The 23,448-nt window shown below is 63.5% G+C and carries 21 protein-coding genes; 4 read left to right on the top strand and 17 right to left on the bottom strand.

All coding sequences use genetic code 11. The features are described from left to right. Window positions 1–258: 258 nt before the first annotated feature. The 13 genes from D0B32_RS15515 to flgB form a co-directional block, all read right to left on the bottom strand. Entirely contained in the window at window positions 259–537 is a 279-nt protein-coding gene (locus D0B32_RS15515; RefSeq protein WP_259295012.1) for an RHS repeat domain-containing protein, read from the bottom strand. 279 nt (window positions 538–816) lie between these two features. Beyond that, window positions 817–2,067, bottom strand: coding sequence for a flagellar hook-associated protein FlgL (gene flgL / locus D0B32_RS15510; RefSeq protein WP_117334820.1), 1,251 nt, complete (start codon window positions 2,065–2,067; stop codon window positions 817–819). Window positions 2,068–2,078: 11 nt separating this feature from the next. After that, entirely contained in the window at window positions 2,079–4,064 is a 1,986-nt protein-coding gene (gene flgK, locus D0B32_RS15505) for a flagellar hook-associated protein FlgK (protein WP_117334819.1), read from the bottom strand. A 159-nt stretch (window positions 4,065–4,223) separates the two neighbouring features. Beyond that, a complete protein-coding gene (locus tag D0B32_RS15500; protein ID WP_181969814.1) occupies window positions 4,224–4,979 on the bottom strand; it encodes a flagellar brake protein in 756 nt (251 codons plus the stop codon). A 312-nt stretch (window positions 4,980–5,291) separates the two neighbouring features. Then, window positions 5,292–6,221 (bottom strand): flagellar assembly peptidoglycan hydrolase FlgJ, encoded by a 930-nt coding sequence (gene flgJ / locus D0B32_RS15495; RefSeq protein WP_117334817.1) that lies wholly within the window; start codon window positions 6,219–6,221, stop codon window positions 5,292–5,294. A 13-nt stretch (window positions 6,222–6,234) separates the two neighbouring features. Then, window positions 6,235–7,440, bottom strand: coding sequence for a flagellar basal body P-ring protein FlgI (locus D0B32_RS15490; RefSeq protein WP_117334891.1), 1,206 nt, complete (start codon window positions 7,438–7,440; stop codon window positions 6,235–6,237). A gap of 2 nt (window positions 7,441–7,442) precedes the next feature. Then, window positions 7,443–8,150 (bottom strand): flagellar basal body L-ring protein FlgH, encoded by a 708-nt coding sequence (gene flgH / locus D0B32_RS15485; protein WP_117334816.1) that lies wholly within the window; start codon window positions 8,148–8,150, stop codon window positions 7,443–7,445. A 39-nt stretch (window positions 8,151–8,189) separates the two neighbouring features. Then, on the bottom strand, window positions 8,190–8,978 hold the full coding sequence (gene flgG, locus D0B32_RS15480; RefSeq protein ID WP_117334815.1) for a flagellar basal-body rod protein FlgG: 789 nt from the start codon (window positions 8,976–8,978) through the stop codon (window positions 8,190–8,192). Between the two features lie 39 nt (window positions 8,979–9,017). After that, window positions 9,018–9,779 carry a flagellar basal-body rod protein FlgF gene (gene flgF / locus D0B32_RS15475; protein WP_117334814.1) on the bottom strand — a complete coding sequence of 254 codons (762 nt, stop codon included), beginning with the start codon at window positions 9,777–9,779 and terminating at the stop codon, window positions 9,018–9,020. A gap of 20 nt (window positions 9,780–9,799) precedes the next feature. Beyond that, window positions 9,800–11,332 (bottom strand): flagellar hook protein FlgE, encoded by a 1,533-nt coding sequence (locus D0B32_RS15470; RefSeq protein ID WP_117334813.1) that lies wholly within the window; start codon window positions 11,330–11,332, stop codon window positions 9,800–9,802. A 58-nt stretch (window positions 11,333–11,390) separates the two neighbouring features. Next, window positions 11,391–12,137, bottom strand: a complete 747-nt coding sequence (locus D0B32_RS15465) for a flagellar hook assembly protein FlgD (protein ID WP_117334812.1) — start codon at window positions 12,135–12,137, stop codon at window positions 11,391–11,393. Between the two features lie 11 nt (window positions 12,138–12,148). Continuing rightward, window positions 12,149–12,574, bottom strand: a complete 426-nt coding sequence (flgC, locus tag D0B32_RS15460) for a flagellar basal body rod protein FlgC (protein ID WP_117334811.1) — start codon at window positions 12,572–12,574, stop codon at window positions 12,149–12,151. Window positions 12,575–12,681: 107 nt separating this feature from the next. Next, window positions 12,682–13,227, bottom strand: coding sequence for a flagellar basal body rod protein FlgB (gene flgB / locus D0B32_RS15455; RefSeq protein WP_117334890.1), 546 nt, complete (start codon window positions 13,225–13,227; stop codon window positions 12,682–12,684). A 219-nt stretch (window positions 13,228–13,446) separates the two neighbouring features. Here flgB and flgA point away from each other — a divergent pair, with 219 nt between their 5' ends. From flgA to D0B32_RS15440, 3 genes are all read left to right on the top strand, one after another. Beyond that, the gene (flgA, locus tag D0B32_RS15450) at window positions 13,447–15,264 is read left to right on the top strand and encodes a flagellar basal body P-ring formation chaperone FlgA (protein WP_259295011.1); all 1,818 of its coding nucleotides are present in this window, start codon (window positions 13,447–13,449) and stop codon (window positions 15,262–15,264) included. Between the two features lie 174 nt (window positions 15,265–15,438). Continuing rightward, entirely contained in the window at window positions 15,439–15,795 is a 357-nt protein-coding gene (gene flgM / locus D0B32_RS15445; RefSeq protein ID WP_117334810.1) for a flagellar biosynthesis anti-sigma factor FlgM, read from the top strand. Between the two features lie 76 nt (window positions 15,796–15,871). Further along, window positions 15,872–16,315: a flagella synthesis protein FlgN gene (locus D0B32_RS15440; protein WP_117334809.1), complete on the top strand. Its 444-nt coding sequence runs from the start codon at window positions 15,872–15,874 to the stop codon at window positions 16,313–16,315. 54 nt (window positions 16,316–16,369) lie between these two features. Here the strand turns inward: D0B32_RS15440 and D0B32_RS15435 are convergent, their stop codons facing one another. Then, on the bottom strand, window positions 16,370–17,239 hold the full coding sequence (locus tag D0B32_RS15435; RefSeq protein WP_117334808.1) for an alpha/beta fold hydrolase: 870 nt from the start codon (window positions 17,237–17,239) through the stop codon (window positions 16,370–16,372). A gap of 721 nt (window positions 17,240–17,960) precedes the next feature. Here D0B32_RS15435 and D0B32_RS15430 point away from each other — a divergent pair. Further along, window positions 17,961–19,370, top strand: a complete 1,410-nt coding sequence (locus D0B32_RS15430; protein WP_117334807.1) for a glycosyl hydrolase — start codon at window positions 17,961–17,963, stop codon at window positions 19,368–19,370. A 108-nt stretch (window positions 19,371–19,478) separates the two neighbouring features. On the opposite strand, the gene D0B32_RS15425 is transcribed toward D0B32_RS15430, so the two are convergent. From D0B32_RS15425 to flhF, 3 genes are read right to left on the bottom strand one after another with little or no spacing between them, the layout of a single operon-like run. After that, complete coding sequence (locus D0B32_RS15425; RefSeq protein ID WP_181969813.1) at window positions 19,479–20,216, bottom strand: RNA polymerase sigma factor FliA; 738 nt, start codon at window positions 20,214–20,216, stop codon at window positions 19,479–19,481. 25 nt (window positions 20,217–20,241) lie between these two features. Further along, window positions 20,242–21,111: an AAA family ATPase gene (locus D0B32_RS15420; protein WP_117334806.1), complete on the bottom strand. Its 870-nt coding sequence runs from the start codon at window positions 21,109–21,111 to the stop codon at window positions 20,242–20,244. After that, the gene (gene flhF, locus D0B32_RS15415; RefSeq protein ID WP_117334805.1) at window positions 21,104–23,209 is read right to left on the bottom strand and encodes a flagellar biosynthesis protein FlhF; all 2,106 of its coding nucleotides are present in this window, start codon (window positions 23,207–23,209) and stop codon (window positions 21,104–21,106) included. Before flhF ends, D0B32_RS15420 begins: the two co-directional genes overlap by 8 nt. Window positions 23,210–23,448 lie beyond the last annotated feature (239 nt).

Below are 23,448 nucleotides of genomic sequence, written 5' to 3'. Positions count from 1 at the left end.
CAGTGGACAGGTGGGATCGGCCGGGTAGGCACCCGCCTTCGCGTACTTCGAGTCGCAGTCAATCTGCGCATGTGCGCGGGGCGCCGCGAACCACGAGAGCAGAACGAACAGCAGCAGCAGGACGGCCCGCTGCACGGGCTGCCGGCGCAGGCCGGCCGGGTAGGTCATGGGCATGATGTGCATGAGGGAAAAGCGGCAGGGACATGGCAACGAAAAGCGAATAGCGGCACGCAACAGCGAAAGACGGCAAGCGGCGCGTCAACGCCCCGCGCTCTGGTCCGTGTTGAGATCAGCAGCGACACGCGAATCAGCAAGCGGCGGCGAAGCGGAAGAGTCGGCGCGAGGCGAAGAGACACGTGCATCCCGGCGGATCGCCGTGATGTTGCCGGCCGCGTCGTAGTCGTAGTAGGCGGTGTTGCCCGCCACGCTCACCGAGACCAGACGACCGAGCGCGTCGTAGCCGTAGGTGATGTCGTCAGCATGGGAGAGCGGGCTGAGCAGCAGCGCGCAGGCAGCCAGGCCCGCAGCGGCCTGCACAACAGTTACCCGAGGAGAAGCGCGCTGCGTTGAAGCAGTCTGGTGACACGCATGAACAGTCATCAACATCGTCCTGATCAACAACAGTAAGAATTACTGAATATTGGGGACGATACCGAATGCGCAAAAAGATGGGTATCAGCGCAGCGCTGAGATTGCGTAGGGGATTTCGCACCTAAGCGTCAGTGCGCATAACTCGCGAACAACTAGCAAATGACCGAGGCGACGAACAAACAAAAAAGGGCGGCCTAAGCCGCCCTTCCCTCCACCCCAATCCCCTTACTGATTCAGGTACTGGAACAGCGACATCTGCTGCACCTGCACGAACGCCTGCTCCGAAGCCTGCAGTGAATACTGCGTCTGCGTGTACTTGCTGATCGTGCTGGCAAGATCCGTAGACGTCAGATCCGACAGCGAGTTCGTGTTCTGCAGCGACTGGTTCTGGTTCACCGTCTGCATCGCCTGAATCTGGTTCTCACGACCACCCACCGTCGCCTGCACCGTCGTCACGTTCGACAGCGTATTGGCGATCTGCGTCAGACCCGTGTTCAAGGTGTTCTGCAACGCCGCCAGCGAAGCCGGCGTATCAGCCGGCGTCTGCAACGCCGTGATCATGTTCTGGATCGTCGCAAACACGCTCGTGCCACCCTGCGCCTGCGGCACTTGCGTAGCAGGCTGCACGGTGAACGAATCATTGTTGCCCGGCGTGCCGGTGACCGTCACGCTTTGACCGCTGGTGCCCAGCGTGATCGCCGAACCCGCTGTGTAGGGCTGCGCCGCGGACGTCGTGGTGCCCGTGCTGTTGGTATCCGAAACGGTGTAGGTCGTCACGCCGCCGGTCACCTGGAACGTGATGCCGTACGTGTCGCCAGTCGCCGAGGCGGACGCGTTCGACGTACTGACGGCGCCGATCACCCCCGTGCCCGAATTGCCCGCCGTGGCGTAGGCAACCGGATCGGCCGTTTCTGGCGTCACGCTCATGAACACGGAATCGCCGCTGTCGCTGGTCGCGACGGACGTCGTATCCGAAATCTGCGTGCTCGACACGCCGCCATCGCCGTTGTACGTCACGGTGCCGGCCGACGTCAGCGAGAACGGTTGCGACGACGCCTGGTAGCCGCCGAACAGATAGTCGCCGGACGGCGACTTGGTGTTCGCCATCGTCATCAACGAACTGCTCAAGCCTTGCAACGTCACCGCAATCGCGCTGCGGTTCGTGTCGTTGAGCGTGGCATTGCCTGCGCTCAGCAACTGGGTGTTCACGCTTTGCAGGGTCGTCAGGACGCTCGAGAGCGTCGAGTCTTCCGAACCGAGTTGCGTAAGCGCGGAGCTCTGGTTGGTAGAGTACTGCGACAGGGTCGCGCCCTGCATGCTCAGTTGCACGGCCTGCGCAGCACCCAGCGGATTGTCCGACGGCGTCGTCAAGCTCACGCCGCTGGAAATTTCCGCGTAGTACTCGCTCAGCTGGCTTTGTTGATTGTCCATGGTCTGGACATTCATGCCGAGAAACTGCGAAGTAGAGATGCGCATCGCTCAACGCCTCACTGGAATATGCCGAGAATGGTCTGGAACAGCGTGTCAGCGGTCTGAATGACCTTGCTGTTGGCCTGGTACAGTTGCTGGTACTGCAACAGGTTCGCTGCTTCTTCGTTGATGTTCACGCCGGACACCGACTGCTGCGCGGACGTGATTTCCGTCACGAGCGAAGTCTGCGTGGTGTTCGAGGCGTTCACCTGGTTGGTCGTGTTACCGATCGTGTTGACGTAGGTCGAGTACGCGGTCGTCAGGGTTTGCGTGCCGCCGCTCAGCGTTTGCGCATTGATGATGTTCGACATCAACGTGGCATTGCTGCCGTCGCTTTGCGCCCCGGTGTTCTTCGCGATCGTGAAGGTATCGCCATCCGACGGCGTGCCGCTCAACGTCACGGTCACGCCGTTCATCGAACCCGCCGTGACCGGCGTCGTGTCGATCGTCATCTTGGCGCCGCTCGAAGGCGAGTACGGCACGACCGTCGACGTCGACGTAATCGTCGTGCTGGTGCCGCCAATCGTCACCGTCGAGCCCACCGGGAAGCCGGTGAAACCGCCCGCCGACGCGCTGTAGGTCAGCGTGGTCGTCGTGCTGGGCAGTGAGTAACCGGCGGTCACCGTCGCCGCGGAGATCTGTCCCGTGCCGCTATTGCCGGTGCCCTTGGTAGCGAGCGCGGGCGATGCCGCTGCGATTGCCGATCCGCTCGTGGTGGCCAGCTTGAAGCTGTCCAGCGCGCCGCTGGTCGGCGAAACGTTGAACGAGTCACCGGCGTTCATCGTGCCGGTCGTCGAAAAATTCAGGCCGTCGATCGGCTGCGACAGGTTCGATGCCGTGCCGACAATGCTGCCGGTCGCGTTGTCGGTCAGCGTGTAGCTGGTGCCGTCGTACGACAAGGTGTAATTGCCGGTGGTGGGCTGTTCGGCGTTGACGAACGACACGCTCAGCGAAGCGTTGCCGGTGTTGTTCGAGTTCGGGATGGTCGCAGGCGCGGCCACCGAGAACAGCGCGCCGCCAGCGTTGCCGTTCAGATCGAGACCCAGCTCGTTCTGGTTGTTGACCTGCGCGGCGAAACTGGTGGCAATTGCGCCCAGTTGCGCTTCGGCCGGATCGAGCGACTGCGTGCGGAACGTCATCAGGCCGCCCAGCGTGCCGCCAACGTTTTGCATCGCACTGTCCGACAGCGTCATCGTGGTGGCGGCGGTCGGCGTCGTACCGGCAGCGCCGAGGTACGTCAGCGACAGTTCGTTGGGGTTGGCCGACGAGGCCGCGGTGCCGAGGTTGAAGCTCTGTGCCCCCGACACCAGCGCCTGGCCGCTCGAGAGGTAGACGTTATCGCCCTGCGCATTCGAGACCACCTGCACGCCCACCAGCGACGACAGGCTCGAAATGGCCTGATCGCGTTGATCGAGCAACTGGTTCGGCGGCTGACCCTGCGCGCTGGCCGCATTGATCTGCTGGTTCAGCGAAGCGATCTGCGCGGTATAGGTGTTGATCTGCGAAACCGAATCGGTCAGTTGCGTGTTGACACTCTGGCCCATCTGGTCGTATTGCTCGCCCATCGCATTCAACTGGCTGGCCAGCGTCTGCGCATCGCTGATCGCGGTGTTCCGTGTCGCGACGCTTGCTGCGCCGTTCGCCACGTTCTGCAAGCCGGTGAAATAGCTGGTGATCGCGGTGGAGATGCCGCCGGTCGGCGAGCCCACCATGTTGTTCAGTTCCGCCAACATCGAGTAGTACGTGTTGAGCGAACCGCTTTGCGACTGCGCGGTGTTCAGCTCGCTGGTCAGATAGCCGCTGTATGCGCGCTGCACGGTGGTGGTCGACACGCCTTGCGCCAGATAACCCGAACCGGTGTACTGGCCCGGCGTTTCCGAAAACACCGGGCTTTCGACGTCATAGCCCGCCGTGGTCGAATTGGCGATGTTCTCGCTGGTGGTCGTGAGCCCCCACTGGGCTGCGTTGAGTCCGCTGAGACCGATGCTGATGAGGTTGGACATGCGTCATCCTGAAAGGGTTGGCAACGCGCCCACCGAGTTGCCAAGACTCTCTGTATAACGGCCCTGCAGCGGAAATATTGAGGGAGCGGATCACATTTATCCACGTGATGCAGCGAGGCTGAATCACGTGGATGGATCGGGCGTCCCTGGAGGGACTTTTTAGCTGCGCGCGAGCGAGCGGCGCTTCATTTCGAGCTGGGTGATGAGACGCTGCAAGGTGTTCTCCGCGTTGCCGGGCAGCATCACGAAGCGCAGGCCGAGTTGATAGCGCTGGCTGCCGTTGGGCAGTTCCACCGCGCGCAGCGAAACCAGCTGCAGATCGAGCGAAATCGTGCCGGGCGAGCGCAGCGTGAGTTCGCAGTCCTGCAGCACGCAGCCCATTGGCAGGTTGGCGACACGCGGGTCGGTGGTGCGCATGCCCACGCCGCCCAGCGAGAGATCGTGCAACTCGAAGCGGAACCGCTCGCCATCCGGCAGACGCCCCGCGCAGATGTACGGATCGATCACCGGTGCGTCGACGCGGAAAAACTCGCGCCGTTGCACGTAAAACAGCACTTCGGGGAAGTCGGCTTCGAACGCGGGCCGGCCTTCGTAGCGGGTTTCGCGTGGCGCGCCAGTGGCGAATTCGACCTTCACGCCATCGGGTTGCGCGTGAAAGGTGCAGCGTTGCGCCGCGATCAGGCCTTGATTCTGTTCGGCGAGCGCGCCCCAATCGAAGACGAAAGTCCGCTCGCGTACGTCGACATCGAGAATCTTCGTGACGAGTTGGCCTCCCTTGTACTGCGCCGTCAGAAAGTCGCCGCGGTTGACGAGATTGCGCAACTGGACACCGATCTCAAGGGGGTTACGGCGACCGAAGTCGTTGTCGATCTCAGAAGAGCCGTCCGTCTGGCCATTCGTCTCAGTGGTATCCATGAGCTTGCCGGTATGCATGTTCTTGCGGGCCCGTGCCTGAGGTCCAGCGCAGGGGCCCGTGACACGCGCATCTGTCCGGGAAGTCGCGCTCCCCGGGTAGTAAGGTCTGACTGAATAGCGGCAGTCCGTACCCAAAGTTTAGGGTAAACCGGCGAAATATTTCACGCAAACGTTAAACCGCCGCTTCGGCGAGCGAAGCAGCGGTTTTGTCTGATAGACCGTTTCAAGAGGACGTTTGAAAGGCGGTAAAACGTGCAGTCACACGGCAGCGCGTGAAGTCGTCACCGCGACGCTGCCGGACCGTGGCCCGCTTCAGCTCATCCGTTCCATGATGGACATGAGCTTTTTCGCGTAATGCGGATCGGTGGCGTAGCCGGCGCGCTGCATGCCCGTGGCAAAGCTCGCGGCATCGTGCGAGCCGTTCAGCACCTGCGCGTAGCGCGGGTTGTTCTTTAGCATCTGCGCGTAGTCGTTCATCGCTTCGCCGTACGAGTCGTAGGCGCGGAACTTCTCCACCACGCGTTGCGGCTTGCCGTCGCGGTACTCGGTGGTCACGGTCGACACGGTCTTGCCAGTCCAGTCCTTGGTGGCCTTGATGCCGAACACGTTGTGGCTAGTTTCGCCGTTGGCCTTCATGATTTCGCGCTTGCCCCAGCCCGACTCTAGTGCCGCCTGACCGATGATGAAGCGCGCCGGCACGCCGGTCGTTTCACTGGCGGCCTGCGCCGATGCGGCCAGCTTGTCCACGAAAGCGTCGACGTTGATGCTCGAGCCGTCGCCATGCAGCGGCGGCGTCAATGCGCTGTTGCGCGAGTAGCCGATGCCCGAGGCGAGCGAACCGTTCGCCTGCGGATTGGCATAGGCCTTGGCCAGCGCATTGAGCGCGGCGTTGTTGCCCGCGCCTGCGTCGCCGGTCTGCATGCCGGAGTTGTTCATCAGCTGCTTGAGCATGGCGTCCGCCACACCAATGCCCTTTTGCGACATCTGCTGCGCCATCTGCTCGTCCATCATCGACGTGAACTGCGCGCCATCCCGCGAATCGAGCGGGCCGTCCTGCGGCGTCGCATCGCGCATGCTCTTCAGCATCATCGTGATGAAGCTCGCGTCGAACTGTTTGGCGGCCATCTTCACGCCCTGCTGCGGCGAAGCGGCAACCTTGGCGCGCAAGCTGTCGAAGCCCTGCACGTCGAGCGCAAAGCGCTGACTGAGATCGTTCGTGCCTGAAGTCGGATCGGTTGTCATCGCGATTCCTTCCTTAGATGATTTCGAGGTCGGCGCGCAAGGCACCGGCGGCCTTCATCGCCTGCAGGATCGACATCAGATCAGCAGGCGTTGCGCCTAGCGCGTTGAGCGCCTTCACGACTTCGGCCAGATTGGCGCCGGCATGCACGAACTTCACATTGCCGTCGTCCTGCTTCAACTGGATCTGGGACTGCTGGGCGACCACCGTCCGCCCGTTCGAGAACGCGCCTGGCTGGCTCACCACCGGCTGCGTGTTGACCACCACCGACAGATTGCCGTGCGCCACCGCGCAATTTTCCAGCGTCACCATCTGGTTCATTACGATCGAACCAGTGCGCGCATTCAGCACCACTTTGGCGGCGCCCGCAGCGGGTTTCACGTCGAGGTCTTCGAGCTGGGCGAGAAACTGCACCTGCTGCGCGGGATCGGCCGGCGCACGCAACTGGATCGTGCGGCCGTCCAGCGGCAAGGCCGTGCCGAAGCCGAACGCGTTGTTCACGGCCGTCACGATGCGCTGCGTCGTGTCGTAATCCATGTCGTTGAGTTCGAGCTGCATCGTGCCGTTCTGCGTGACGCTCGTCTGCACGGCGCGTTCGACGATCGCACCGCTCGCAATCCGCCCGGACGCCAGTTGATTGATCTGCACCTTGCTGCCGTTGGCGCTCGCGCCGGCACCGCCCACTGCCATGTTGCCCTGGGCCAGCGCATAGACTGAACCGTCCGCGCCCTTCAGCGGCGTGAGCAGCAGCGTGCCGCCGCGCAGGCTCTTCGCATTGCCGAGCGACGAGACCGTCACGTCGAGTGCTTCGCCCGGCCGTGCGAACGGCGGCAGCACCGCCGTCACCATGACCGCTGCAACGTTCTTCAACTGGATACTGGTCAGTGCCGACGTGCTGCTGTTGGACGAACCGGCGGACTGGTTGTTGATCGAGATGCCGAGGTTGGCCAGCATGTTCGCGAGCGTCTGCGTCGTGAACGGCGTCTGCGTGGTCTGGTCACCCGTGCCGTCGAGACCCACCACGAGGCCGTAGCCGATCAGCGGGTTGTCACGCACGCCCTGAATCGCGACGAGGTCCTTCAGACGTTCGGCATGCGCAACCGGCGTGGCAAACGGCAGGATGGCGCAGGCCAGCGCGACCAGCGTCGCGGCAAAACCCGTGCTGGAACCCAGACCACGTTCGAGGCGGCCGGCAAAGCGGCGAAGAGAGGCGAGCTTCATGATCACCACGGCGACACGTTAAGGAAGAAGCGCTGTAGCCAGCTCATGGTCTCCGCCTCGTCTATGTAGCCCTTCGCGGAGTATTCGATCTTGGCATCGGCCACCTGGGTCGAGTACACCGCGTTCAAGCCGGAAATCGTGTTCGGGTTGACGACCCCCGAGAAACGCACGAATTCATTTCCCTGGTTGATGAGCATCTGCTTTTCGCCGCTCACCACCAGATTGCCGTTAGGCAGCACGTTGGTCACCGTCACGGTGATCACGCCGTTGAAAGTGTTCGACGCATTCGCGCCGCCTGTTCCGGCGAACGTGTTGGCGCCCTGCGCGCTGAGGTTGGCCTTGCCGAACAGGCCGGCCAGAAAGCTCGCGCTCGTCGTCGAGAACGAAGTGGCCGAGGTGCGGTTCGTGTTGGCGCCCGACGACTTGGTTGCGTTGATGTTTTCCTGAATGACGATGGTCAGGATGTCGCCAATATTGCGCGGCCGCTGGTCTTCGAAGAGCGGCCGGCCCGCGTAGCCGGGGTTGTAGATCGAGCCCGGCGACTGATCGTGCGGCGGCATGGGCGGCGTGGCGGTCATCGGCTGCTGCACGATGGGCTGCTTCGGGACGAGCGCGCAGCCGCCCAGCGCCAGTGCCAGCACGCCGAGGGTGGCAAGCAGCTTCGCGCCATGCGCGTCGCCCTTGAGCCGATTGAGATTGATTTGCGACATCGTGTGCACCTACCGCCTCTTGGTCCGAAGTCCGAACCGTTAAACCGACATCTGCGACAGGGTCTGCAACATCTGGTCGGATGTCGTCACTGCCTTACTGTTGATTTCGTACGCGCGTTGCGTCTGGATCATGTTGACCAGTTCCTGCACCACGTTCACGTTCGAGGTTTCGACGTACCCCTGTTGCAGCGAACCCGAGCCGTTCGAACCCGGCGCCGACACGTTCGGCGTACCCGACGAACTCGTTTCCGTGAACAGGTTTTCACCTTGCGCGCCGAGGCCGGCCGGGTTGATGAAGGTGGCGATCTGCATGGTGCCGATCTGCTGCGACGTGGTCGAGTTGTTCTGCGTGACCGACACCGAGCCGTCGCTGCCAATCGTCAGCGAGGTTGCGTTCACCGGCACCGTGATCTGCGGAATCACGGGGTAGCCGCTGGAGGTCACCAGTTGCCCCTGCGCGTTGGTCTGGAACGAGCCGTCGCGGGTATAGGCGGTGGTGCCGTCCGGCATCTGCACCTGAAAGAAACCGTTACCGTTGATCGCCACGTCTTTCGAGTTGCCGGTCTGCTGCAGGTTGCCCTGCGTGTAGAGGCGCTCCGTCGCGACCTGTTGCACGCCGGTGCCGAGCTGGATGCCCGACGGCACCTGCGTCTGCTGCGTGGAGTCGGCGCCCGGTTGACGCACGGTCTGATACAGCAGATCTTCGAACACGGCGCGCGAGCCCTTGAAGCCATTGGTGCTGACGTTCGCGAGGTTGTTCGAGATGACGTCCATCTGGGACTGCTGCGCGTTCATGCCGGTGGCAGCGATATAGAGTGAGCGGTTCACGGTGTGAGTTCTCCTGGGTCGACGAGTGCGTCGCGCCCGTTAGCTGAAACTGAGCAACTGGTTGGCGGTCTGGTCGTTCTGGTCGGCGTTTTCGATCATCTTGGTCTGCATCTGGAACTGCCGTGCATTGGTGATCATCGAGACCATCGCGTTCACCGGATTCACGTTGCTGCCTTCGAGCGATTCCGGCGCAAGCGTCACGCTCGGATCGGCGTCGGCGGGATTGCCGTCGGCGGTGCGGAACATGCCGTCGTCGCCGCGCGTGAGCGAGCCCGCCGCCGGCTTCACCAGCTTGAGCTGATCGACCACCGCGATCGCGGAGGCCGGGTCGCCTGGGGCGAGTGCCGAGACCGTGCCGTCCTTGCCAATCGTGATCTGTGCACCGGGCGGCACCGAAATCGGTCCGCCCGTGCCGATCACCGGCAGATTGGTCGCCGTCACCAGTTGACCGTTCTCGTCGATGTGCATGTTGCCGGCACGCGTGTACGCCTCGTTGCCATCGGCGGTCTGCACGGACAACCAGCCGTCGCCTTGCACGGCGACGTCGAGCGGATTGCCGGTCTGCTGGATCGGTCCGGGCGTTTCGTCCGCGCCCGGTGTGGACGACAGCACGAAGGTACGCGTGGTGTCGTCGTTGACTGAGCTGCCATCGCCGAACGCCATCGGTACCGCGCGGAACGTTTCGAGCTGGGCGCGAAACCCGGTGGTCGAGGTGTTCGCGAGATTGTTCGCGACGATGGCCTGCTGCTCGAGCGCCTGGGTGGCGCCCGACATCGCGGTGTAAATCAGACGGTCGGTCATGCGTTCGGCTCCGGCGGTGCTTACAGGTTGATCAGCGTTTGATCGACCGTTTGCTGGGTCTTGATGGTCTGCGCGTTCGCCTGATAGTCGCGTTGCGCCGTGATCAGGTTCACCAGTTCGCTGGTCAGATCCACGTTCGAATCTTCCACTTCACCACCCGTCACCTGACCGTGGTTGGTGCTGCCCGGCGTGGCGATCTGCGGCGGGCCCGAAGCACCCGTGGCGGCGTATTCGTTGTTGCCGAGATCGACCAGACCGTTCGGATCGTTGAAGTTGGCGAGCACGAGCTGGCCGAGCGTCACGGTGGCGCCGTTCGTGTAGTTACCGGTGATGACGCCGTCGTTGCCGACCGTGTAGCTGCTCAACTGACCCGAGGCGTAGCCGTCCTGCGTCAAGCCGGTGTTGCCGTCCGAGCTGCCGTACTGCGTCGAGCCCGAGAGGTTCAGGGTCACCGTTTGCGGCGTGCCCGAACCATCCGTGGTCGGGATGGTGAAGGACACAGCGTTCGGCGTCGTGGGCGAGCTGTACGTCACCGCACCCGTGGTCGGGTTGACGTTAGCCTGCTGGAAGTTCGACATCGTGCCGTTCGTCGTGAAGGTGGCCTGGCCGATCGGCTCAGTCGTGCCGCCTGCCACACCTGCATACACATCCCACACGCCCGACGAAGTCTTGGCGAAATACACGTTGACCGTCTGGCTGCCGCCGAGCGAGTCATACGCCGTCAACTGCGTGTTGTACGTGTAGCTCTTCGGGTTGCTGGCGTCGAACGGGACCGGCGTCGGCGTCACGACAACCTGGTTGCCGGTCGCTGCCGTGCCGGTCAAGGTCACTTGCTGGCCAGTGCCGAGCGTAATGGCCTGGCCCGCCGTGTAGGTTTGCGCAGCAGACGTCGTACCGGCGGTCACGTCGGTGACCGTATACTGCGTCGCGCTGGTGAAGTTGATCTGATACGTGTCGTTGTTCGAACCCGCGCTGGCGGTGGTGATCGTCGCGCCGCCATTGGTCAGCGTGCCGGCACCCGCCATGTCGACGGTCGGCGTACCGAGCGCGAGAGCATCCTGCGAATCCAGGTTGAAACTCGCGTTCCACGTGGTAGTCGCAGCCGGTGCGCTGTTGCCGTTCGGCAGCGTAAGCGGCACCGTCTTGGAGGTGTTGATCGTACCATCGGCATTCACGCCGTAGCCCATCAGCAGCGCGCCCTGCGCGTTCTCGATCTGGCCGGCCGCGTTACGCTGGAACACGCCGTTGCGCGAATACGTGAGCGAACCGTTCTCCGACATCTGGAAGAAACCGTTGCCGTTGATGAACATGTCCAGCGCCTGGCCGGTTTCGTCGGCCGTGCCCTGCGAGAAGTTCTGCTGCACGGCTGCGAGCTGCGTGCCGATACCGATCTGGTTGTTGACGGCGGTAGCCACCGAGTTCGCGTACATATCGGCGAACACGGCGGTGCCGCTCTTGAAGCCGACCGTGTCCGAGTTGGCGATGTTGTTGCCAATCACGTCCAGATCGCTCGATGCGGCCGACAGGCCGCTCAAACCTTGCTGATAACCCATGACGGTCTCCGTTCCGGGAAATGTCTAAACTGTTTGAACGATGTTTGCTTGAGTGGTCTTACAGGACCGCCGCGACCGAGGTCAGCGGAACCGTGCTGCCCGTGGACAGCGCGAGGCTCGGTGCACCGTTGGTGCCCTGCACGACGCTTTCCACCGTAGCGGTCGTCAACGTGGTGCCCGTACCGGCGACGCCGTTCACGGTGCCCGTGGCGGTAATCGTGTAAGTGCCTGTCGGCAGCGGGTTGCCCGACGAATCGACCGGCTCCCAGCTCACCGGCACCACGCCGGCGGGTTGCGCACCCAGATCGATGGTGTTGACGATCTGACCCGCGGAATTGACGACGTTGACCTGCATGTCCGAAGCCGCCGCGCCCAGTTGCACGCCGAAGCTGGTTTCCGTGCCGCTCGTGATGCTGAGCGAATTGCCCGGCGCGAGCACTTTCTGGCCGATCAGCAGCGCTGCCTGCGACGTCTGGCCCGCGTTCAGTTGCGTGGACAGCGACGACAGCGACGTGTTGAGCTGGCTGATGCCCGTCACGGTATTGATCTCCGCGAGCTGCGAGGTCATCTGCGAGCTGTCCATCGGGTTGGTCGGATCCTGGTTCTGCAACTGCGTCACCAGCAGTTGCAGGAAGGTGCTTTGCAGCCCGGCGCCGGTCGTGTTCGACGCGGAGCTGGACGACGAGCTGGAAGTCGAACCGGTCGCACTGTTCGTCGAGTTGGTCGATGAGTTGTTGCTCATCGTGTCGTTCATCAACGGCGAAACCGTCGTGCCGTTGCTGCCGATTGTGGTTGAACTGGTCAAGGACGTGCTCCTCAGGTTCCGATCGTGAGAGTTTTCAGCATGAGCTGTTTGGCTGTGTTCAGTGTTTCGACGTTGGCCTGATAAGCGCGCGACGCCGAAATCATGTTCACCATTTCTTCCACCGGGTCGACGTTCGGCATCGTGACGTAGCCGTTCGCGTCGGCCGCGGGATTGCCCGGGTCGTAGGTCTGCTTCATCGGCGTCGGGTCGTCCACCACGCCGGTCACCTGCACGCCGCCCACCTGCTGGCCGGACGCGGAACGCGAGCCGCCGAGCGGGTTGACCGCGAACACGACCTGCTTGGCCTTGTACGGCTGGCCGTCGGGCCCCGTCGTACTGTCGGCGTTGGCCAGGTTCGACGCCGTCACGTTGAGCCGCTGCGACTCAGCCGACATGGCCGAACCGGCGACCGTGAAAATATTCATCAAAGATGGCATGGCTTCTCTGACCTCTCCTGCCGGATGAGCCCGGCGTGGTTACTGCCCGTTTGCGTGGTTTTTAGCGGTTGCATCCAGCGTGTGCCGGTCGTCGCGTCATGGCTTCATCAAGAGCCTGAGGTGATCGCCGACAGCATCGATTTGATCTGGTTCGATACTTCAGTCATGGTGGATTCGAAGTGCAGCGAGTTATCCGCGAACTGCACGCGCTCGGCATCGAGATCCACCGTATTGCCATCCAGCGACGGCTGCGTCGGAATGCGGTACGCCAGTTGGCCGTAGTCGTCGCTCGGGCCGCCGGTCGGAATCAGCGAGACCTTGCCGGACATGTGACCCGGTTCCGTCGACGCCATCGTCATGCCGCTCGTGACACCGGCGGGCTGCGCCATCGCCAGCGTCGAGCTGTTCGATGCACCGCTGCCGATGCTCACGCTGACGCCGCTGTCCGCGTCGTCACCGCTCACTGTGCTCAACGTCCGGCCGCCCGCCTGCTTCAATGCGCCTGCCAGCGCCGAGCCGAAATCCACGTCGCGCGCCTTGTAGCCCGGCGTGTCGGCGTTCGCGATGTTCGACGACAGCAGTTCCTGCCGGTACGAACGCACATCGAGCGCCTGTCGGCCAAAGGCAAATTCCGCATCGAGTTTGTCGAGCATGAAAATCTCCGGAAAACGTTCCCGCATCCGACATGTGCTTACCGTGCACACATCCTGCGGCGCCCCAAAAGGCTTTTTTGCATGAGAGGCATTTTGCGGGGAGCGTGCAAGCGGCAATCGTCGGAATAACCGGGGAAGGTCGCCTCTATTCGACGTTTGCGGCGGGGGGCCGGTCTCTAGAATGCAATCCGTACCCTTGCCGCGAGCTGGAGATTTTTGATGGTCCGAGCCACTTTCGATGTGCCGCATGCGCTGCGCCGCATCGTTGCGCGACACGCCGCCGCCTGGCTGGCGTGCGCCGTCGCGGGCTCGTTGTGGATCGCGCCGGCCATGGCCGAGGACAGCAGCGGCCCGATCGTGATTCCGGGCAACGGCCAACAGAATCCGGACGACATCGCCCGCATGACGGCGATGGCGACTTCGGGCACGCGCCCGGGCAATCGGCCGACGCAAAATGCCGGCGGCGCGGCTGGGGCGAGCGCACTGTCTGCACTCGCCCCAGCGGCGCCCGCCACCACCGATCGCTTCAGCACGCTTGCCAATGCGAGTGGCGCGATCGTGATTCCAGGCACCGGCGAAGCGGCCGCATCCGCCTCCCCGCACTGGATTTCGACGGCGCCGAACACGCCTCCTAACACCTCCCCATCCAGCGCTGGGCTCACCCGCGTGAACATGACTGGCGCCCTGGCCGCAAGCCAGGTGATGCCGGTCGTCGTGCCTGCTTCGTCGACGCGTGCGTTGAACGCGGCAGCCGCGCGGCCTGTCGATGCAACACCCGCAAGCGGGATGGAGATCGATCCGCTGGCCTCGCGCGGCGAGCCGCCTGAACTGGCAGCGAGCGCGGTGAACCGCAACGCGGTAGCGGGGATGGCGAGCACGACCGGCGCACAAGGTCGGAGCCAAGCTCAAGCTCAGGTAGCCGCTGTCACGCCGAATCAGGCGCTGGCCAGTTTGCCAGCACCCTCGCAATTGCCGGCGGCAGCGCTCGCCGAAGCTGCCCAACGCGCGGCGGCGATTCAAGCCGCCATGCTGCAGACTCAAGGCGCGCATGGCCTGATGACGGCTAACGCACAGGCGGAGCAGGCGAACCCAACCGCGCAAGCGGCAGAGATGGTGCAAGCGGCACAAATGGCCCGCACGGCGCAACCAGGCCGAAGCGCGCTGCCCGTTCAGGTCGCTCAACCGACCCAACCGCGCCCGGTCGCGCAATCCGTGGAAGTGGTGCCATTCGGGCAATCGGCCCAGGCTGCACGGCCGGTGCAATACGCCGAGGCATCGCGTCCGGTTCAATACGCACAACCCGCACGGCCGGTGCAATACCGCCAGCCAGCCGCCTCGATTGCACAACCCGTGCAACCCGCACAGCCCGTACAACCGGCTCAGGCCCAGGCTTTGACCCAACCGGCCCTGGCTGGCCAGGAAGATGGCGAATTGATCCACGCTGCCGCCGTCGACTTCCTCAAGCAACAGATCACGGGGCTACCCGGTCATATCGAGCTGAGCGTGGCGTCCGCTTTCCCGCGCGGCCTCGCGGCCTGCGCCACGCTGCAGCCCTTCCTGCCCAACGGCGCGCGCCTGTGGGGCCGCACCACCGTCGGCGTGCGCTGCACGAGCGGCCACCCGTGGACGGTCTGGCTACAGGCGAAGGTGTCGATCAACGCGACCTACTACGTGGCCGCCCGTGCGATGGCGCCCGGCGAAGTGGTGGGCGAAGCGGATCTCGTCGGCCGCGACGGCGATCTGACCATGCTGCCCATGTCGATCATCACGGACCCCGCGCAGGCCGTGGGCTCGATCACGCTGATGCGGGTCGGCCAGGGCCTGCCGCTACGCCTCGATATGTTGAAGAACGCCCAGCAGGTCACCGCCGGGCAGACAGTGAGTGTGGTCGCGCAGGGCGACGGCTTCCAGATTTCGTCCGAAGGCAGCGCGCTTTCCAGTGCGCAGCCCGGTCAGCCGGTCAAGGTGAAAACCGCGACCGGCCAGATCGTGATGGGCATCGTGAAGAACAGTTCGACCGTCGAGATTCAGATGTAAAGCCCGGCTGGCAGGCCGGTAGCGGCAGGCGCGCGCGGTCGCGATGCATCCGGCCCCGCTTTGGTTCGCTACCGCTCACAACCGGCAAAGCCGTTACAAAGGGATACAACGTTAGAACTAAAGTTTGGTTTCCTGAGTGCCGTTATAAGACTCAAATCGTTCAGGAAGCCAATCGTGAAAATCGATTCCAACACCAACACCCAGCTGGACAGTCTCACGAGCAGCGCGTCGCGCGCCGCTCAGCAGGAAGGTTCAGCTCCGGCGGCAGCGTCCGCCCAAGGCGCAAGCAATTCCGCGCAAGCCGCTTCGACTTCGGGCGGCGACGCGAGCGTGAGCCTGTCTGGCCTGTCGTCCAACCTGCGCAGTCTGGCAGCGTCGGGTTCGGCAGACATCGACACGGCTCATGTCGAGTCGATCAAGGCGGCCATCAAGAATGGCACGCTGACCATCGACCCGGGCAAGATCGCAGACGGCGTGCTGGATACCACGCGCAGTCTGTTGCAAACGAGAGCCCCGGCGACCGGCAATTAAGGCTGGCCGCCGCAAGGCGACCCCTTAAAACCCGACCCGCGGGAATGGCGCGGGCCGCTGTGAAAGCGAGTTTGTGATGAAAGACGCGCTGCTGGCCATCGTAATCGACGAATACTCGACCATCGAGGCGTTTGCCTCGGTGCTGACCCTCGAACAGAAGGCGCTGACCGAGGTCGATCCGGCCGAGGCCTTGCGGCCCATCGTCGAGAAGAAAACCGAACTGGTCGGCAAGCTGGCCACGCTCGAAAAGACCCGCGACGCGCAACTCGCCGAAATGGGTCTGCCAGGCGGCTGGACCGGGATCGAACTGGCTTCGGACCGCGACCCCAAGCTCGCCGCGCAATGGTCTCTGCTGCAACAGTCAGTAGAACGCGCACGTCGCTCCAACAAGATCAACGGTGTGCTGATCCGCACCCGCATGGAATACAACCAGCGCGCCCTCGATGTCCTCCAGGTGCGCCCGGCAAAGCCCGCCCTTTATGGCCCGGATGGCCGCGTCCCCACCTTCGGGGCGTACTGATTCCAGCTGAACCTCTGCTTGCGCGCCGCCGCCTCGACGTTAAGTCTTGAGGCTTCAGGTGGCGCCGCGCAACTGCTCATCGGGCGCGTCGTCTTCAGTTGAACGCGGAATCTGCGCCAGTCCGTCGTCCAGCAACGCCGCCACCCGTTCCGCGAACGGGGTCCGCAGCATCTCGACGTGGCTGCAATCCAGCTCGGTATAGATCAGGCCGCCGCGCGCGATTCGGTGCCAGAGCGGCATCGGATTGCTCAACTCCGCGGGCATCACCGCCGCGCGCACGTAGACGATCGGCCCGCCATGCCAGGGCCGCGGCCGATACCTGACCATCGCGATCCACAGTTCGTCCTGCACCTGCTGCAACAGCGACACCGGCTGGTGGGTGTCGTCCCCGGGTTGCCGCGCCACGTGCCCCAACCGCTCGCGGACCCGATTCACCGCCCCCATGCTCTTCTGCTTCACATAAGCCGGTAGCCGCGCCAGCGGCACCGCGCGCAGCTTGCGCCAATGCCGCGCGGCGAACCGGCCACGGCTTTGCAGCCACGGCCCGAGCGGCAGCCAGCGGTCGTGGGCATAGCAATCGAGCAGACAGAGCCACTCCATCTGTTCGCCGCCGTGCCGCAACTGCTGCGCTATTTCGAGCGCCACCAGTCCACCAAGCGAGTAGCCGGCCACGGCGTATGGGCCGCGCGGCTGGATGCTGCGAATCTGCTGAAGGTAGTCCGTCGCGATGGCTTCGATGCGATCGAGCGGCGGCTGCTGGCCGTCCAGCCCGCGCGCCTCGATGCCGAACACGGGGCGCGGACTGCGCATCGCATGGATGAGGGCGCGGCAGTCGTCCACCGTTGCGCTGATGCCGGGGACGAAAAACAGCGGCTTGCCCGTGCCGGCACGCATCGGCACGAGGGTCCGGGGGGAGGTCGGCATGATGCGCTCGTCGATGGTCGCGGCGAGGCCGCGTGAAGGTCGGCGCGATCAACAGCGTCGCGGATGAAGATGTGGCAGATGGTTCGAAACGTATTCTGCGCGGACGAAATCAGCTTGTTACGCCAGTTTGGCTTGCTTTGTGCGCCATCCGGAAAGCCGCGTTTTGCGAACTTGCCGAATGCCAGAGTGGGCGGGGGATTACGGCGAATTAGCGGCGTCCATTTACTGGAATGGATGCGATTTCAGGTGCTGGCTAATCAAGCTTACAGTCCAGGCAAATGAAACTTGAATGTCAGGAAATCTCTACCGGATTATCCGCTTATAATTAGAAATAAATACCGCTTCAGACGCCAATCATTAATTCATACGAATTTCTGTCAATTCAATCTGGCTTCAGATTCTGAAAATCAATTAGAAATATCCAATGAGAAGCCGTGGGGCTCCGACCCCTGATTGAGGACAGTTTCCTTCCGCTTGCATCCTCAATTACAGCTTCTGGGCGTAACATTTGCGGACTTTTTGCCGCGTGACACCGAAATTTACCCTTTCAAACGAAAAAGTACGCCATCAAAACGGCAGATGTTTCGAAACAAACGTTTTACTCGTCATCTCTACCTCATTGGGCATTTTTCCCTAATTGGGAATTTCTGCCGTTTCGAGAAATATTCAGTAAAAAGATGCCGTTATACTGCGCCACTTTGCTCTGACTAATTCAGGAATTATGTCCTCCGATAACAGCAAAGCGACGCAAGCGAACCTTTCATTTCTCCGTCCCGCCATTTTCGCGGTAACCGATAGCGTGAATGCCGGCGCATCGAGACGAACTTTTCTGGCCAGTTTGCTGGCCGGTGCCGGCAGTCTGGCGCTGGCCGGTTGCGGCGGCGCTGGCGGCTCGTCGGACAGCGCGGTGGCCAACACCAGCGCCAAAGCCAAGGCGGCGGTGAGCGAATCGGCGCAAGGCACCACGATCCCGCCGTTTGCCTCCTTCACGGACGCCTACGGCACGCCGTGGACGCTCTCGAACGGCAGCGTGCTCGGCAACAACATGAACACGGGCTTTCCGGGCAGCGCCGTGCTGATGGTCTACTGGAACCACTCCATCTACGGCGAGAATTCGGCCGGTGGCTGGTACGTGTACGGCGCGAACGGCTGGAATGCCACGAGCGACCCGCGTGTCAGCGCGGCGACCGCGACCTCGGCCGACGTGTTTTACGGCGTCAACGGCCATATGGCCTGGCCGTCGGGCATCTACGAGACCATGAGCGCCGCACAGCAACTCGCCTTGCTCAAGGACCTCGGCGTGACCAACTACCGCGCGGACGTGGCTGGGTCGGGCATGGCCCAGACCATCGCCACCGCGCTGGCCGGGCCGTTCGCCGGCAGCGGCGTATCGATCCTGCCGGTCATCAACCCGATGAGCTACGACCAGACCGCCAGCGAAACCGACGCGTACAACCTCGGCTACGAACTCGCGGTCTCGATTGCGACGCCGCTCAAGGGCCTCGTCAGCGTGATCGAATGCGGCAACGAACTCGATGCGAACGGCCTCGTCACCTTCGGCGCGGGCAACTCACCGGCCGAGTACAACCCGGCGTACTGGCCGGCTTATCGCGGCGTGTTGCGCGGCATGATCGACGGCGTGAAGTCGGTCGATTCGAGCATCAAGTGCGGCATCAACGTGGGCATTCCGCTCGCCTATACCGCGCTGCAAATGCTGTGGCAGGGCATCACGCCGGACGGTTCGTCGACGGGTCAGGCCGGCGCCACGCCGCTGGCGTGGGACATCACGATGTATCACTGGTACGAAAGCTCGGGCCTCATCACCGAGGCGGGTCCGCAGGGGCTCACCAACGTATTGCAGATCCTTCAGCAATCGTTCGGACTGCCGATCTGGATCACGGAATGGGGTTTCGTGCCGAGCGACTCGGCGGCGCAACAGGCGAGCTACGTGGCCGGCACCCTGGCCGAATACAACACGCTGCGTCAGACGTACAACCTGCAATCGGTGATGTTCTACGAACTGATCGACGTGTCCACGAGCGACGGCTACGGTCTCGTGCAGTCGGACGGCGTGACGAAAACCGAGGCGTATTCCGCGTTCAAGAACTATGTGGCGGCGAACCCGGTGTGAGTCGAAGCTGACTCGTGAGCGTCGGCGTCTCATAACGAGTCGCCGCGTTGGGAGAGGAAGCCGGAACGCTGTGTACCAACGTTCCGGGTCATGCGTGGCCGGCGTTGCTTAATCCGTTTCGGCCTTGGCCCACGCCATTTCGCGCAGACGTGTGCGCAGCCGTGCGACCGCCTGGCTGTGCAACTGGCAGACGCGCGATTCGCTGACTTCCATCACCGCACCGATCTCACGCAGATTCATGCCGCGTTCGTAGTACAGCGACATCAGCAGCTTTTCGCGATCCGGCAGGCGTTCGATGGCTTCGACGAGCGCCGAGCGCAGGCTGTCGTCGAGCAGCGCCGAGAGCGGGTCCGAGTGATCGACGCAATAGCGGTCGAGGAACGGTTCGTCGTCAGCGGAGCGGTCGAAGTCTTCGTAGTAGATCAACTGACTACCGTGCAGATCCTGCAGCATCGACTGATACTCGTCGAGCGGCATCTTCAGATGCCCGGCAATCTCGGTCTCGCTCGCCGAGCGGCCCAGCGTCTGTTCCACCTGATGCACGGCCGTTTCCACTTCACGCGAGGTGCGGCGCAGACTGCGCGGCAGCCAGTCGTTGCTGCGCAGCTCGTCGAGCATCGCGCCGCGAATCCGCTGGCTCGCGTAGGTTTCGAACTGCGCGCCCTGGTCTTCCTTGTAGCGGCTCGCGGCATCGAGCAGGCCGATCATGCCGGCCTGAATCAGATCGTCGAGATCGACGCTTGCCGGCATTTTCGCCACCAGCTGCAAGCCGAGACGCCGCACGAGCGGTGCGTACTTCGTCAGAACCTCGGCTTGGGAAATCTTTCCCTGGGCGTTATACATCATGCTCCCCTTGTCCACGCGCCGCCCCTCAGGCGTGCTCCGCAGACGGTTGGTCGGCGTGTTGCGCAGCCGTGATCGTTGCGGGCGCCACCCAGTGGTGCCTTGACGATATCGCTGAGCGCATCGGCCAATACTGCAATTCCGCGGCAAGATGCCGGTAGTCCCGCGCGGCGGGCGTCGACGGAAACGCGTCGACCACGCAGCGCGACAGTTCAAGTGCACGAGCCATCCGTGCGTCCGCGGCAATACAGCCCGCGTTTTCCAGCGATACAGTCAGGTAACGCCCCGCGACACCCGCCAGGTTGTCAAATGCCGTGCGTGCGTCGGTGGCGCTTTGCACGTGATTCACCAAGACCCGGAACTGGCCAATGCCATGCGCGTAATGCAACCGCTTCATGCAGGCATAGGCGTCGGTGATCGGCTGGCCGCCCACCCGCGTGACGATCATCAGGTCGTGCGCCTGCATGGCAAGCACCGAGAGATGACCGCTGCGGTCGAGTTGCGCGTCGATCAGCACGATGTCAGCGGGGCCTTCCAGCACGACAGCCATTTGCGCCGCGCTGAAGCCTTCGCGATTGCTGCTCGAAGCGGCCAGCACGGAGAACCCGAGGGCATGCCGTGCTACAGCCGCTTCGAGCGGCATCTCGCCGCTTGCGACGGCCGCGAAATTACCCGCGCCGCGCACACCGCCCAGCATCGTGCTGACGGAAAAGTTGTTCACGCACTCGTCGATCACGAGTACATCCCTGCCCTGTTCCGCGAGCGCCGCGGCCAGGTTGACCACCGTTGTCGTGCGGCCCACGCCGCCCGATCCTCCCGTCACCGCCAGTACCCGTGCACCGCTGCGCGCCAGCAGGCGCCGCAGTCCTTCTGCCTGATCCGAGACGACTTTATCCAAAGTGAACCTCGTGCAATTCGGCGGTTGAACGCGCGGAGAGCGAGGAGAGCAAGGCTGGAATATCGTCGTCGTGCGGCACGAAAGGCGAACTGTCGCGAGGTATGCAGAACGCGCTCTTGATGAGGAATTTGCGCGTAGCCACGTACAGGTTCTCGGGCACCTTCTGACCAGTCGACACGTAATGCACCGGCAGCTTGTAGCGGATCACCGTGTCTAGCACGCCGCCCAGGTTGGTTGCTTCGTCGAGCTTGGTGAGAATGCAGCCGGCGAGCGGTTGTTGATCCGGTGCCTGCTGGTAGGCCTGCACGACTTCGTTCAGCGTGTCGCCGTGGCTGGTTGCGTTCAACAGCAGCAGACGCTGCACCGGCTGACCGGCGCGGCACAGCATGGAGATCTGGTCGGAAACGAGACGGTCGCGCTGGCTCATGCCGATCGTGTCGATCAGGACGATGTGCTTGTTGCGCAACTCGGCCAGCGCCAGTTGCAGATCGGCGCCGTCTTTCACTGCATGAACCGAAACGCCGAGAATCTTGCCGAAGATGCGCAGTTGTTCGTGACCGCCAATCCGGTAGCTGTCGGTGGTGAGCAGCGCCACCTTGCTTGCGCCGAAGCGCATCACGCAGCGCGCGGCGAGCTTGGCGGTCGTCGTCGTCTTGCCGACACCGGTCGGGCCCATCAACGCGAACACACCGCCGCGCTCCATCAGCGCATCTTCGTTTTCCATCACCGGCAGGTTGGATTCGAGCACGCTGCGCACCCAGTCCATGCCGCCGTCCAGGTTGTCGACGTCATCGGGCAGGTTGTCCACCATCATCTGCACCAGTTGCGCGGAGAAACCCGCGGCGAACAGATGCTTGGTGAGCGACGCACGCGTCGGGCTGCGGCGTTGACGGTCGGCCCACAGCAGACCGGCGAAGTGCTCTTCCATCATGCCGCGCATCGACGAGAGCTCGGTCATCACGGTCTCGTTGACCACCTGCTCCACGCGGGCCTTGATGCTTTCGGCGACGCTGGCAGCGGTGGGCGGCGTGCGGGTTTCGTTGCGCGAGCTGCTCTTCTGTTCGTTGCGTGCTTCGTCGTTACCGTGCTGCGCGGTTTGGGTCTTTTGCGTCGTACGACGCGCGGCGAGCTGCGCGGCTTCGCGGGCCCACTCAGGCGTGTCGGCGTTCACCGCGGCCTGGCGCGCGGCGCCACGTTGCTGTTCGGCGGGTGCGCCGAGACCTTTGGCCATCGCAGCCGCGGGCGTCATCGCGGACGGCCGGACGCTGTACGCGCCTTGTTGCTTGCCGGCGATGTTGCGCGCATGGTCGATCAGCCACGGATTCGATTCCGCCATCGTGCGCGGCGCGACCTGCGGTGCGGCGTACGGAGCGGGAGCGATGCCGGCGGCCTTCAGCACGTCGGCGCGAATGTCGTCGCTGGCGCGCGGCTGCTGGCGTGCGGGTTGCATCGGCGATTGCTGCGCTTGAGGCGCTTGCGATGCCTGCTGGGACTGATGCGCGACGGGCGCTTGCGTTGCCTGCGGCAGCGGTGCCGGCTCGTGCGGCGACGCGAACGGCGTCGTCATGGCCGGAGCGGCGTTGCCACCTTGCGATGCTTCGTTGAGCGCGTGGGGTTCCGCGAACGCATTCAGCGCGGCCGGTGCGTTCAACGCAGGCGCAGCGTGCGGCGCTTGAGCCATTTGCGCCGGCTGCGTGCCTTGCGCTGACTGTACGGCTTGCGCTGCCTGAGCACCTTGTGTCGAGCCGCCGTTCGCCGCGTTGCCGCTTGCCGCTGCGTTTTCCATGCCGGCTTCCGGGCTTGCGCCGAACACCGAGGAGAACACGTCGGGCATACCGCTCGCGTACGGATTGGCCTGCATTGCTGCCATGTTGCGCTGAGGCGCTGCTGACGGCAGTGCCGCCGGCATGGCCGCATGACCGCCTTCGCGTGCCTTCGGCGTGATCGCCGCGAGGTCGCTGTCGGCGAGCGCGACAATTTCGACGCTCCCGTCATCCATCGTGCGGTTCGACAGCACGACCGCGTCGGGGCCCAGTGCCTCGCGAACAAGGCGCAGCGCATCGCGACTGGTGGCACCGACAAATTTCCGAATGTTCAAGCTCGACCCCCGATGAGGTTGACGGACCGGCAACATACCGCTTCCCATTGAGAGCGATTATTGCGAAAGAAGTCCAGGCACCATCGGTTGATAAAGACCGGGAAAGACGGGCAATTCGCTTGATGGAAGCCCGCAGCGGAAACGTTTCCAGTTCCCCAAACGACACCGGCGCGTATCGACGCGCCGGCGAGAGAGACAGATTGGCCGCATGCATGGCGGCCTGGGCGGCCCTGGCGGCC

Source organism: Paraburkholderia sp. DHOC27 (assembly GCF_003429005.1).
GTDB lineage: Bacteria > Pseudomonadota > Gammaproteobacteria > Burkholderiales > Burkholderiaceae > Paraburkholderia.
The sequence above is the reverse complement of the archived record's forward strand: the minus strand, read 5'-3'. Positions and strand labels throughout refer to the sequence as shown.